The following is a 12,519-nucleotide window of genomic DNA, read 5'->3' as shown; positions in this document are numbered from 1 at the left end:
GCCGCAGGGCACGATGCCGGTGAAATGCTCGAGGTCGGGTTCGACATTGATCGAGATGCCGTGGAAGCTGACCCATTTGCGCAGGCGGATGCCGATGGCGGCGATCTTGTCCTCGGGTTTCTGCCCGGTCGCGGTCAGCGGTTTGTCATCGCGCGTCACCCAGACGCCGACCCGGCCCTCGCGAATCTCGCCGGTCAGGTTGAACTCGGCCAGGGTGGCGATCACCCATTGTTCGAGCTGGTGGACGAACCTGCGCACGTCATGGCCGCGCTGGCCGACGTTCAGCATGACATAGGCCACGCGCTGCCCCGGCCCGTGATAGGTATATTGTCCGCCGCGCTTGCTGGGATAGACCGGGAAACGGTCGGGATCGGTGAGGTCTTCGATCTTGGCGCTGGTGCCGGCGGTGTAAAGCGGCGGGTGTTCCACCAGCCAGATGCATTCCCCGGCCGCGCCCTTGGCGATGGCTTCGGCGCGGGCCTCCATGAAACCCACGGCCTCGTCGTAATCCAGGTACCCGTCGTGAACGATCCATTCGACCATGATATGCCCATCAGCTTGCTGTTTCTCCGAGGTAGGCGCGGGCGGGGGGCCATGTCCAGCCCTGCGGCCGGTATTTGTTGCCCGAAGGCGCAAAACCACCCAGCCGGACCGGCGGCGCAGGCGGTGGGGAAATTCGTCGACAGGGTGCGTTTTCCCGCTTGGCATCATGCGGGCGAGTCGCTATAGACCGCCTCACCAAGCTACAGGCGTGCGGCCGTGGCGGAATTGGTAGACGCGCAGCGTTGAGGTCGCTGTGGGGTAACTCCCGTGGAAGTTCGAGTCTTCTCGGCCGCACCATTCTCCCGAAAAAACAGATCCTGACGTCGTCAGCCTGCCAGCATCCGCAGGCCCTGGGTCACGTCCGAACGCACCGCAAGCCGCAGGCCGGGTTCGTCGCCGGCCTTGAGGGCGGCGATCATCAGCCGGTGGAAATGCGGCGGCTCGCTCTTGCGGAACCGGCCGTAAAGCGCGCGCATGGTCGGGCCGAGCTGCAACCAGACGGTTTCGGCCATGGCCAGCATCGCCGGCGCCTGGGCGCGCAGGTAGAGGGTGCGGTGAAATTCGAGGTTGCTGCGGATATAGGCCACCGCGTCGCGCGATTCGACCGCCTGGGTGACATTGCCGTTGATCGCCTGCAGCCGGTCGATCAGCGCCATGTGGGCGCGGGGCAGGGCGCGGCTGGCCAGCTCGACCTCGAGCAGGGCGCGCAGGGCTGCCAGTTCTTCGATCCGGTCGCCGGTCAGCTCGGGGGTCGAGACCCGGCCCGACGAGGACAGGAACAGCGCCCCCTCGGCGACCAGCCGCCGCACCGCTTCGCGGGCCGGGGTCATCGAAACCTCGAATTCCTTGCCGATGCCGCGCAGTGTCATCGCCTGACCCGGCGCCACCTCGCCATGCATGATTCGGCTGCGCAATTGCCTGTAGACCCGGTCATGGGCCGAGCTGGCATGGTCGGAAGGGCGGTGTTGTGTGAGCATGCCTATTTGTGATCACAGGCGGGGGCGAGGTCAATCGCCAAAGCGGTAGCGATGCAGGTTTTCGCCATGCATCCGCAGCCAGTCGCGTTGCAACCGGTAGGGGCCGTGCAGGGATTCGAGGCAGGCCCAGAAGGCGGGGGAGTGATTCATCTCGGCGAGATGGGCGACCTCGTGGGCGGCGACATATTCGAGCACCGATGCCGGTGCCATGACCAGCCGCCAGGAATACATGAGCGCCCCGGCCGAAGAGCAGGACCCCCAGCGCGAACGGGTGTCGCGCAGGGTGATCCGGGCATAGCCCCGCCCGAGCCGGGCGGCATAGCGGTCAGAGGCGGCGGTCAGCCGCTCGCGGGCGATCTCTTTGAGAAACCCCTGCACCCGGGCCGGCACCCGGTCGGGGGCGCCGGGCACGGCAAGGGTGCCGCCGCAAACGCTGACGCTGCGCCCCGTGCCGGGACCGATCCGCAGCGGGCGCCCCTCGACCATGATCTCGGCGTCCAGCCCGACGCGTACCGGCGCCGGGCGCCGTTCGAGCTGCCCGCGCAGCCAGGCTTCCTTTTCATGCAGGAAGGCCAGCCCCTCGCCTTCGGGCAGGCCGCGCGGCAGGGTCAGCGTGACCCGCCCGTCCAGCCGCGAGACGCGCAGCGACAGGCGGCGTGCCCTTGCGGATTGGCGGAAAACCACCGGAATCGGCGGGGCGCCGGGAAGGATATGTTGCGTCATGCGCGCTCCTGACGGTGATGAGGTGTGATACCCTTTGACACGCAGCATCTCTTATGGCAGTTGGCCCGAACCGTCGACAAGACTCATGAGAATTTGAAGGGGATTTCGAATGCCCAAGGAAGAATGGGGCGTCAAGCGCATGTGCCCGACCACTGGCAAACGCTTCTACGACCTGAACAGGAACCCGATCGTCAGCCCCTATACCGGCGAGACGGTCGAGGTGGAAAACGGCAAGAGCCGGATGATCGCCGCCGATGCGGAAGACGCCGCAACGCTGAAGGCCAAGGCCGCTTCTGCGGATGATGGCGATGATCTGCTGGATGATGAAGACGCGGTCGATATCGACCTCGATGACGACGTTCTGGACGACGACGAAGACGACGAGGTCTCGCTGGACGACATCGCGGATGTGGCTTCGGACGACGACGACAACTGACCCAAAAAAATTCTCGCCGGGGCTGGATTTTTCGCTTGATCCCGCCCCGGCAAGCGCCTAAATAGCGCGAACAAGCCGAAAGGCTAATTGGTGTGGGGCCTTAGCTCAGCTGGGAGAGCGCTACAATGGCATTGTAGAGGTCAGGAGTTCGATCCTCCTAGGCTCCACCAAACTTCCTCCCGACCCGAGAGACAGACGCGACAGACCTTCTGTCGACATGCCGGAACGCGGCGCTTTGCCCGTCGGCCGGAAGTGCTGTAAACAGGGCCTCTCTCTGGCAGGAAATGCGACCATGACCGATCACCGTTCCGAACTGCTGATGCCCGCCGGCAATCTGCGCAAGCTGAAGATGGCAGTGCTTTATGGTGCCGATGCGGTCTATCTGGGCACGCCCGACCTGTCTTTGCGCACCAAGTCCGAGTTTTCGCTGGAAGAGGTGATCGAGGGGGTCGAGTTCTGCCACGCCCATGGGCGGCGGGCTTACCTGACGCTGAACCTGTTCTCGCACAACAAGGATATTCCCAAGCTGGATGAATACCTTGAGACGGTGCGCCGGGTGAAGCCGGACGGGCTGATCATCTCGGATCCGGGCGTGTTCCAGTTCGTGCGAGAACGGGCGCCGGAGATTCCGCTGCATGTCTCGACCCAGGCCAATATCGCCTCTTGGCTGACGGTGAAGTTCTGGCAAGGTCAGGGCGCCGACCTGGTGGTGCTGGCGCGCGAGGTGTCCTTCCCCGAACTGGAAGAGATTCGCGCCGAATGCCCGGAGGTGAAGCTCGAGGCTTTCGTGCATGGCGCCATGTGCATGACCTATTCCGGGCGCTGCCTCTTGTCGAACTTCATGGCCGAGCGCGGCGCCAACCAGGGCAACTGCGCCAATTCCTGCCGCTGGAACTACAAGTTTCACCTGCGGCTCAAGGACGGCACGGTGCAGGAACTGATCGTCGATGACGACAATGCACATATGTTCGAGTTCCTGCTGGAAGAGGGCGTGCGCCCCGGCGAGTTCCTGCCCATTCAGGAGGACGAGCGCGGCAGCTATATCCTGAACTCCAAGGATCTTTGCCTGATGCCCAAGCTCGATGATTACCTGCGCATTGGTGTCGACAGTCTCAAGGTCGAAGGGCGCGGCAAGTCCGAGTATTACGCCGCCATCGTCGCGCGCGCCTATCGCATGGCGATTGACGACTATTACGCCGATCCGGAAAACTGGGATGCCGCTGACTACATGGGCGAGCTGGAGACCGTGGGCAACCGTGGCTATACGCTGGCCTTCCACAAGGGGCGGCTGACCAACCTGGCGCATGGCTATGAGCAGACTCAGGCGATTGCCCATTGGGAATATGCCGGTTTCGTCACCGAGGTGAAGGATGACGCCTTTTTCGTCGAGGTGAAGAACAAGCTGGAGCCCGGAGACGTGATCGAGATCGTCTCGCCGGTGGCGCGCAACACGATTCTGCTGCGCGGCTATGACTATGAGATCGCTGCGACGGGCGAGCGCAAAGAGGTGATCCATGGCTCGACCAAAACGGTGATTCGGCTGCCGTTTTCGCTGTTCGAGCACGAGGACATCGACGATCTGCGCAGCAACTTTCCGCCCTTCACGGTGCTGCGCAAGGAACGCGCCCTGACCGAGGAGCAGTGGAAGCGCCTGCAACTGGACAAGACCGCGCTGGCGATGGAAGTGAAGGACACGGCGAACGAGACCGCCTATCGCCGCCGCCGCGACGCGCTGGTCGAGGCGATCGAGGCCGATACCAATACCCGCCGTTTCAAGACCAACCGCGTCGGCACCCAAGGCTGTTGTGGCAAAGGCTGCAATGGCTGCCTGATCTTCTGGCAGGACGACATCTATGCCAAGGCGCGCGAGATCCTGTTGCAGAGAAAACAGGGCGCGATGCTGAGTCGCGCGGAAGCCGCCGAATTCAAGCTGCCCGCTGCCCAATAGGGCCCGCCCCGCTATTGTCCTGCGCCCCCCGCCGGGGCGGCCGGCCGCGCCCTGCCGTCTCCGGGTGCTGCGCGCGCGCCAAAATTCCTAGTATTCCCCGGCCATTGCCGGTTAAGATGGCCCCCAGTTCCAGAATACGTTCGCAGAGGCCGAATTGCTGCTGTATTGATGGCACAGAGATTTGAATTTGCGTGTTTTTGCCGCTGTTTTCCGGGGGAAGCGATGCCTTCTGACAGTTCCAGTTTCCTGACCTACGCCGAACGGAGGTTTCGCCTCAGCGGCAAGGCCCTGATCGAGAATGGCCATCCCTATTTCGTGCCCACCGACACGCTCGAAGAGGCCTCGGCCCAATGGCCCGAGGGCTATCTCAGCATGTCGCATTACGACTATCTCGGGCTGATGCATGACCCGCAGACCACCGAAGCGGCCAAACAGGCGATCGACCGCCATGGCACCGGCGTCGGCGGCTCGCGTCTTGTCGGCGGCGAGCGCAGCGCCCACCGCGCATTTGAAAACGCCATGGCCGAGTTTCTCGGGGTCGGCGGGGTACTGACCATCATCTCGGGCTATCTGACCAATTTTTCGCTGATCGGCCATGTGCTGGGCAGCAAGGATCTGGTGATCGCCGACGAGCTGTCGCACAATTCGATCATCATGGGCTGCAAGTCGGGGCGTTTCGACTTCAGGACCTATCCGCACAACGACCTGGCCGAGCTTGACCGCTTTCTCGATGCCCATCGCGGCGACTATGCGCGGGTGCTGATTGCCACCGACGGGCTGTTTTCCATGGATGGCGATCTGACCGACCTGCCGCGCCTGCTGGACATCAAGGAAAAGCACGACGCCTGGCTGCTGCTCGACGAAGCCCATTCCTACGGCGTTCTGGGGCAGACCGGGCGCGGGCTGTGCGAACATTTCGACGTCGATCCCAAGCGGGTCGAACTGACCGTGGGCACGCTCTCGAAAAGCTTTGCTTCCTCCGGCGGTTTCATCGCCGCCGAGGCCGAGGTGATCGAATGGCTGCGCTTCACCCTGCCGGGTTTCGTGTTCTCGGTCGGGCTGCCTCCGGCCACCATCGCCAGCGCCCATGCCGCGCTGGACAAGCTCTGCGAGGAACCCTGGCGGGTGACCCGGCTGCGCGGCAATTCGCAGTATTTCGTCAAGGCGGCCCAGGCTGCCGGGCTCAACACCGGCGACGCGGTGGGAGAGGCGGTGGTGCCGATCCTGTTCGAGACCCCGGCCGAATGCATCTTCGTTGCCGAGGCGCTGATGGAATCCGGCATCTACGCGCCGCCGGTCGTGCATGTCGACATTCCCAAGGATGCGCCGCGCATCCGTTTCTTCATTTCGGCATCACACAGCACGGCCGATCTGGACCGGGTGATCCGGCGGGTGTCCGAGGCGCTGGCGCTCTGTCGCCGGGACGAAGACAGGATCAGCGCGGAATAGGGGGTTCCGGCCGGTGTGGGGTGTGAAACGGTTGCTGGCAGTTCTGCTGTCGATCTGCCTTTTGGCGATGCCCGCCGGCGGCCAGGCGGGCCCCGGTCTGGCGCTGTCCGAAACCAGGGTCAGCAAGGCGCTGCCGCTGGCACGCCCTGACTGGCCGCGCCCCGATGATCCGCATATGGTGTTCTTTCTCCAGCGGTCGATGAACCGCAACACGGTGGTCTATGCCGCGCGCTATGATGCCGAGGGCCGGCTGGCGCGGCGCCCGGTCGCCGCCTATTGGCGGCGCTACGAGGAACAGAACCAGGCCAAGCCGCTGAAACTGGTCGAACGGATGTTCGCCTATGGCGTGAAGACAAGGGCCGTGAACGGCGGCGAACGCTGGCAGGTGACCTTTGCGCCGCTGTCGGCGCTGACCGTCGAAATGCGCCAAACGGGCCCCTTTCAATCGGCGCTGTGGGCGCGTATCAACAATCGCGACTATAAACTGATTTACGGTTTTCTGGACCTTGACGGCGGCGGGCTTGTTCCCCGAGTAGTACAGTTGCGTCTGTATACCTATGATCCGGTTTCAGAAAACCATGTGACACATTTGATATCCGTTTCCGGTGGGGACATCCAAGAATGACCAAAAACACGACCAAGACCATCCGCACCGTGATCGTCGGCGTCGGCAATTGCGCCAGTTCGCTGATCCAGGGCGTGTCCTATTGCCGGGCCCTCGGCGATCGGGCCGTCGGCGTGAGCTTTCCCGAGCTGGGCGGATATACCCCGGCCGATGTCGAGATCGTCGCCGGTTTCGACGTCGATGCACGCAAGGTCGGCAAGACCCTGGGCGATGCCGCTTTCGCCGCCCCCAACTGCACCGAGCGGTTCCACACCGATCTTGGCGAACAGACCGGGCTGGTGCATCGCGGGCCCGACCTCGACGGGGTTTCGGCCCATATGCTGTCGAAACCCGAGGATCGCAGTTTCCGCCTGTCGGACGCGCCGGCGCTGAGCCGGGAAGAGATCGTCGCCCTGCTGCGCGACTGCGGTGCCGAGGTGATGATCCTCTTCCTGCCGGTGGGCTCGCAGAAGGCGGTCGAGTTCTATGCCCAATGCGCGCTCGACGCGGGGGTGGCGCTGGTCAATGGCATTCCGGTCTTCATTGCCTCGAACCCGGTCTGGGCGGCGAAGTTCCAAGCCGCCGGCCTGCCCTGCATCGGCGATGACTTCAAGGCCCAGTTCGGCGCCACCATCGTGCACCGGACCCTGGCCAACCTGGCCGATATGCGCGGCGTCGAGATCGACCGCACCTATCAGCTGAACGTCGGCGGCAATACCGATTTTCTCAACATGTCCGAACAGGACCGGCTGCTGCTGAAGCGCGAATCCAAGACCGAGGCGGTGCAATCGGCGATGGAACAGCGGCTGGACGACAAGGACATCCGCATCGGACCGTCGGACTACGTGCCATGGCTGGGCGATCGCAAGGTCGCCTATGTGCGGCTCGAGGGGCGCCTGTTCGGCGGCGCGCGCACCCATATCGAGGTGCGGCTGGATGTCGAGGACAGCCCCAATGCCGCCGCCGAGGCGATGACCGCGATCCGCTGTGCCCGGATCGCCCGCGACCGCGGCCTTGGCGGGCCGGTCAATGCCGCCTGTGCCTTCCTGTTCAAGCACCCGCCGGAACAGGTCGAGGACACCGATGCCCACGATCTCCTGCTCGAGTTCGCCAACGGGCAGTGACGGCGATGAGGGCGGCCTTTGTCACCGGCGGTTCCAGCGGAATTGGCCTTGCCGCCGCCAGACAGCTGGCGGCAAGGGGTCACCCGGTGGCGCTGTTTGCCCGTGATGCCGCCCGGCTCGAGGCCGCCCGGCAGTCGATCCTCGAAGGCTGCGCCTCGGCCCGGGTCGAGATCTTTGCCGTCGATGTGCGCCACCGCGACGCCCTGAATCGCGCCCTGCAGGAGGCGATGGAACTGCTGGGCGCGCCCGGCGTCGCCATTGCCTGCGCCGGGATTGCCATTCCCGGCCTGTTCGCCGAACAGACCCTCGACCAGCACCAGTTGCAGATGGAGGTCAACTATTTTGGCGCCCTCAACTTCGTGCATGCCCTGACCGGGCCGATGACCGAGGCCGGTGGCGGCAGGATCGGGCTGATCGCCTCGGGCGCGGCGTTTTTCGGCATCTACGGCTACAGCGCCTATGCGCCGTCGAAGTTCGCCCTGCGCGGGCTGGCCGAGGTGCTGAATGTGGAACTGGCGCCGGCCGGCATTCAGGTCACGCTGGCCTATCCGCCCGACACCGATACGCCGCAGCTCGCGGCCGAGAAACTGACCAAGCCCCCGGCCACGCAGGCGATCACCGAAGGCGGAGGGCTGTGGAGCGCCGATGCGGTGGCGCGCGATCTCTTGCAGGGCATGGAGCAGGGCCGCTTCGTCGTCGCCTCGGGGGTGCAGATGAAACTGCTCAACCGGCTGACCAGCCTGATCGCGCCCCTGTTGCGCTGGCATCAGCGGCGCATCATCCGCAGGGTCGGCCGATGAGCGCGCTGACGGTGGCCGGGATCGTCCGGGTCACCGGGCTGTTGCTGGTCGCCGGCGCGGCGCTGGTGCTGGCGCTGTTCCTGGTGCCGTCCAAACGCGCGGCGGCGCGGGAAATTTTCGCCGCCATGCTGAGCATGCTGGTCGTGGCCGGCACGATCCTGGCCGTGTTCTGGTTTGGCACCGCAACGCTGCTGGCCTTCATGGCGCTGCTGGCGGCGCGCGCTGGTTACGAAGCCGGCGCGGTGCTGCTTGGCCGGCAGCGCGGCCTCGCGGTCGGGGCGGGCGCGGCCATTCTTGCGGCCCTGGCCATGGGGCAGCCGCTGGCGGCGCCGGCATGCGCCGGGCTGTGGCTGCTGCTTTTCGCGCGCCAGCTGCTGCGCCCGGGCCGGACCGATGGGGTGCCGGGCACGCTGGCCCAGCTGCTGCTTTACCCGCTGCTGCCGCTGGCGGTTCTGGCCCATGCGGTGCTGGACCCCGAACTGCGCCCGCTGATGCTGGCGATCTATGTGCTGGTCGAACTGTTCGACAGCGGCGCCTATGCCATCGGCAAGCTGGTCGGGCGGCGGCCCGCCTTTCCGGTTCTCAGCCCGCGCAAGACCGTCGAGGGGCTGATCGGCGGCGCGGTCTGCCTGATGGCGATTGCCGCCGGCATCGCCGCCGCGGCCGGGCTGTCGGTGCCCGGCGCGGTGCTGCTGGCGCTGCTGAGCGGGCTGTTCGGTGTCGCCGGGGATCTCGGCGCCTCGCGGTTAAAGCGCCGCGCCGGGGTCAAGGATTTCCCGGTGGTGCTGAAACGGCAGGGCGGTGCGCTGGATGTGTTCGATTCCTGGATTTCCGCCGGCGCCGCGATCGCGGTTCTGATCCTGCTGCGGGGCCTCTTGTGACCCCATCGCCCTTGCCACGCCCGGCCGGCTTGGAGAGACTTGCCCCATGATCCATCCCGGCCCCGTCACAAGACTGCTCGTTCTGCCCGTCGTCGCGCGGCTGGGCCTGCTGCTGCTGCTGGTGGTGGCGATCTTCATGGCCGAGAGCTTTACCAACCTGCTGGAACAGGCGCTGCGCTTTGACGGCGGCGGTCTCGACGTGATCTGGCTGATGCTGCTGAAGGCCCCCGAGATCGTCGATCTGGCGCTGGCGCTGGGGGTGCTGATCGCGGTGTTTTTCGCAGTGCAGGAGGCGCGCAACCGGGGCGAGCTGGTGATCCTCGCGACCAGCGGGGTGCGCTGGACCCGGGTGCTGGGGTTCGCCTTCGGGGTCGGCATTGCCGGGGCGCTGATCTCGGTGGCGGTGTCGGGCTACGTGATGCCACGGGCGCAATACGCCGAGCGTCTCGCCGGGGCGCGGCTGCAATCGGACTATGTCGTGCGCCAGATCACCCGCCCCGGGCCGCGCAATGCCCGCCAGACCATTCTCGACACCACCTTCATCGCCTCGCCGCCGACCTCCGAGACCCAGGAGCGCGGCCGGCTTTTCGTCTATCAGCCCGGCAAGGAGGGCAGCTGGCGTATCGGCCAGTCGCGCGACTGGACGGTGCGGCGCACGGACGAGGCCGGCGGGCACCGGGTGATCCTGCACGACTTGCAGGCCTATAGCGGCGCCTTCTCCGCCACCGCGCCGCAGCCGGTCAGCGTGTTCCGGGTCTCCGACGGCGGGATGGACTTCGACCTGTCCGAGGTCACCGGCAAGCCCGACCTCGCGCTGCGGGGGGCGGAACGGCTGCTGTCCCTGTCCTCGGCCGAGCCGCGCCGCCTCGGTGCGGTGGGGGCGCGGGCCCTGCTGGTGCCGACGGCGGCGCTGCTGGCGCTGGCGGCGATTCTGCTCGGCGGCCGCGGCCTGACCCGGTTCCTGGCGCTGCCGGGGGCGGTGGTGGCGCTGCTGTTCTACGACGTGCTCGGGCGGATGTGGATCGCCGACGCGGTGCAGAGCCTGCCCGCCGCGCTGCTGATCCCGGCGGCGGTTGCCGCCTATATCGCCCCGGCGCTGGGGTTCGTGGCATGGCGCGGCGAAGCGATCATGAAACCGCTGCGGGGGGCACCATGAACCTGCGCGGCTTTACAGGTATTGCGGCCCGCCACATTGCCCTGACCCATCTCAAGGCGGTGGCCTTTGCGATGTTCGTTCTGTGGACGGTGGCGATTGCCATCGATCTTGGCAAATACCTGGACGAGCTGCGCGCCAAGGCCGCCGACGAGGCGCTGGCGCTGATGCCGCTGATGGCCGAATACCTGCTGTACCGGACCTCGGACATCGTCGGGCGCCTGCTGCCCATGGCCGGTCTGGTCGGCGGCTTCATCGCCGAGCTGCTGCGCCACCAGCGGCTGGAGCCGGTCATCCTCGGGGCGGCCGGCGCCCGGCCCGGCCTGTTCATGGCGGCGATTTTCGGCGCCGGGCTGGTGGTGGGCTCGGTGCAGCTTGCACTCGAGGCCTGGTGGCGTCCGGCGGCGGTGCTGAGCCAGATCGACCTCGGGGTCGGGGCCTATGCGGCGCGGTTTCACCACGGCGATCACGGCCGCCGCTGGTTCGTCGACGGCGACCGCGCCATCGAGGCCCGGGTGATCCGTGGCCCGGCGCCCGACCTGCGCGACATCCGGGTGTTCGAGGGGGTCGGCACCGGCGGGCTGCGGCGCATCCTGTCGGCCGAGCAGGCGCGGCCCACCGGCGAAGCGCAGATTTGGGAGCTGCGCAAGGCGGTGATCTGGGAGCAGGGGACGGGCGGCGTGATGCGGCCGCAGACCCATGACAGCCTGACGATACGCCTGCCGCTGTCCCCGGCCCACCTGCGCTATCACGGCATCTATGGCTATTACCTGGCAACCGGGGATCTGCTCGAGATCGTCTCGGTCAGGGGCGCCGACCGCTGGCCCGAGGCGCAGACCTCGCTGATGCGCCGGGTGACGGCACTGTTCCTGCCGGGGCTGTTCATGTTCCTTGGCGCCAGCCTCGCGCAGGCGGGGCGCAACGGCCGCCTGTTCGCCTGGTGGCGGCTGCTGGCGCTGGGCACGCTGGGCTATGTCACGGTGGTGTCGGTCAAGTCCTTCTGGACGCTGGGCGATTATGGCGCCCTGTCGCCGCTGGCGGCCACCACCTGGCCGCTGCTCTTCGCCCTGGGCCTGGGCGCCGGGCTGCAACTGCACATGAACGGATGGCCGGAGATTCCCGGGCGTCAGAGATGAGGCGCGTATCGGCATGAAAATCGTTCAGATCAGCCCCTATGCCATGGACCGGCCCGGCGGTGTCCAGACCCATGTCCGGGACCTGTCGCACTGGCTGCGCGGGCAGGGGCACGAGGTGCGGATCGTGGCGCCGCCGGGCGCGGCCGCCGATGAGGGCGTGCTGACGCCCGGGCGCTGCCGCAACATGGCGCTGCACGGCACCGCCTTCGAGGTCAGCCGCGCGGGGCGCGCCGAGCGCAAGGCCTGTCTGCGCGACCTGCGGTCCTGGGGCGCCGAGATGGTGCATCTGCACACCCCATGGACGCCGATGCTGGCCTGGCAGATCTGGCGCGGGCTGCGGCTGCCTTCGGTGGCGACCTTCCATGCCACATTGCCGGAGGGCGGCGGGTTCGATCCCTTCCGCGCCTATATCCGCTTTGCCGCCCGCTATTTCCACAAGCGGCTTGACGCCATCGTCGTCCCCTCCGAGGCGCCGCGCGCCCAGTGGCGGGCGCTGGGCGTCGACCCCTTGCCTGCCATCCTGCCGCCGGTGATCGACCTTGCGCGCTGGCGCGCCGCCCGGCAGGCGCGGCCGCCGGGGCCACATCTGCTGTTCATGGGCCGGCTGGAAGAGCGCAAGGGGGTGCGGGTTCTGCTCGAGGCCTGGCCGGCGATCGCCGCCGCCCTGCCCGGGGCGCGGCTTACCATTGCCGGGGCGGGGGCGCTGGAGGCGCCTCTGCGCAAGATGGCCGAGGTGGCGGCGCTG

General features: G+C 66.7%; 13 protein-coding genes and 2 tRNA genes. 12 read left to right on the top strand and 3 right to left on the bottom strand.

Annotated elements, in window-relative coordinates; genetic code table 11:
- The coding region (lipB, locus tag ABZD10_RS08115) for a lipoyl(octanoyl) transferase LipB (protein ID WP_372885701.1) at positions 1-708 on the bottom strand (708 nt) is incomplete at its 3' end.
- 45 nt (positions 709-753) lie between these two features.
- Between lipB and ABZD10_RS08110 the strand changes: the two genes are divergently transcribed.
- Positions 754-840, top strand: a tRNA-Leu gene (locus tag ABZD10_RS08110).
- A gap of 29 nt (positions 841-869) precedes the next feature.
- Here ABZD10_RS08110 and ABZD10_RS08105 read toward each other — a convergent pair.
- Together ABZD10_RS08105 and ABZD10_RS08100 are read right to left on the bottom strand one after the other, a co-directional pair.
- Entirely contained in the window at positions 870-1,520 is a 651-nt protein-coding gene (locus tag ABZD10_RS08105) for a GntR family transcriptional regulator (protein ID WP_372885700.1), read from the bottom strand.
- Between the two features lie 30 nt (positions 1,521-1,550).
- On the bottom strand, positions 1,551-2,243 hold the full coding sequence (locus ABZD10_RS08100; RefSeq protein ID WP_372885698.1) for a M48 family metallopeptidase: 693 nt from the start codon (positions 2,241-2,243) through the stop codon (positions 1,551-1,553).
- A gap of 109 nt (positions 2,244-2,352) precedes the next feature.
- On the opposite strand from ABZD10_RS08100, the gene ABZD10_RS08095 reads away from it, so the two are divergent.
- From ABZD10_RS08095 to ABZD10_RS08045, 11 genes are all read left to right on the top strand, one after another.
- Positions 2,353-2,679 (top strand): TIGR02300 family protein, encoded by a 327-nt coding sequence (locus tag ABZD10_RS08095; protein WP_372885697.1) that lies wholly within the window; start codon positions 2,353-2,355, stop codon positions 2,677-2,679.
- A 94-nt stretch (positions 2,680-2,773) separates the two neighbouring features.
- Positions 2,774-2,849, top strand: a tRNA-Ala gene (locus tag ABZD10_RS08090).
- A 122-nt stretch (positions 2,850-2,971) separates the two neighbouring features.
- Positions 2,972-4,627, top strand: coding sequence for a U32 family peptidase (locus tag ABZD10_RS08085; protein WP_372885696.1), 1,656 nt, complete (start codon positions 2,972-2,974; stop codon positions 4,625-4,627).
- Between the two features lie 222 nt (positions 4,628-4,849).
- Positions 4,850-6,076 carry an aminotransferase class I/II-fold pyridoxal phosphate-dependent enzyme gene (locus ABZD10_RS08080; protein ID WP_372885695.1) on the top strand — a complete coding sequence of 409 codons (1,227 nt, stop codon included), beginning with the start codon at positions 4,850-4,852 and terminating at the stop codon, positions 6,074-6,076.
- A 22-nt stretch (positions 6,077-6,098) separates the two neighbouring features.
- Positions 6,099-6,701, top strand: a complete 603-nt coding sequence (locus ABZD10_RS08075) for a DUF4833 domain-containing protein (RefSeq protein WP_372885694.1) — start codon at positions 6,099-6,101, stop codon at positions 6,699-6,701.
- Positions 6,698-7,804, top strand: a complete 1,107-nt coding sequence (locus tag ABZD10_RS08070; protein ID WP_372885693.1) for an inositol-3-phosphate synthase — start codon at positions 6,698-6,700, stop codon at positions 7,802-7,804. The genes ABZD10_RS08075 and ABZD10_RS08070 overlap by 4 nt, the downstream gene beginning before the upstream one ends.
- A gap of 5 nt (positions 7,805-7,809) precedes the next feature.
- Positions 7,810-8,604, top strand: coding sequence for an SDR family oxidoreductase (locus ABZD10_RS08065; protein ID WP_372885692.1), 795 nt, complete (start codon positions 7,810-7,812; stop codon positions 8,602-8,604).
- On the top strand, positions 8,601-9,485 hold the full coding sequence (locus ABZD10_RS08060) for a phosphatidate cytidylyltransferase (protein WP_372885691.1): 885 nt from the start codon (positions 8,601-8,603) through the stop codon (positions 9,483-9,485). Before ABZD10_RS08065 ends, ABZD10_RS08060 begins: the two co-directional genes overlap by 4 nt.
- A gap of 46 nt (positions 9,486-9,531) precedes the next feature.
- Positions 9,532-10,641, top strand: a complete 1,110-nt coding sequence (locus tag ABZD10_RS08055; protein WP_372885690.1) for an LptF/LptG family permease — start codon at positions 9,532-9,534, stop codon at positions 10,639-10,641.
- Entirely contained in the window at positions 10,596-11,774 is a 1,179-nt protein-coding gene (locus tag ABZD10_RS08050; protein WP_372885689.1) for an LptF/LptG family permease, read from the top strand. The genes ABZD10_RS08055 and ABZD10_RS08050 overlap by 46 nt, the downstream gene beginning before the upstream one ends.
- Positions 11,775-11,787: 13 nt before the next feature.
- A partial coding sequence (locus ABZD10_RS08045) for a glycosyltransferase family 4 protein (protein WP_372885687.1) occupies positions 11,788-12,519 on the top strand: 732 nt, incomplete at its 3' end.

It is taken from the genome of Shimia sp. (assembly GCF_041624275.1).
In the GTDB taxonomy this organism is placed as follows: Bacteria; Pseudomonadota; Alphaproteobacteria; order Rhodobacterales; family Rhodobacteraceae; genus Shimia.
This window is presented reverse-complemented; position numbering and strand designations above follow the sequence as displayed.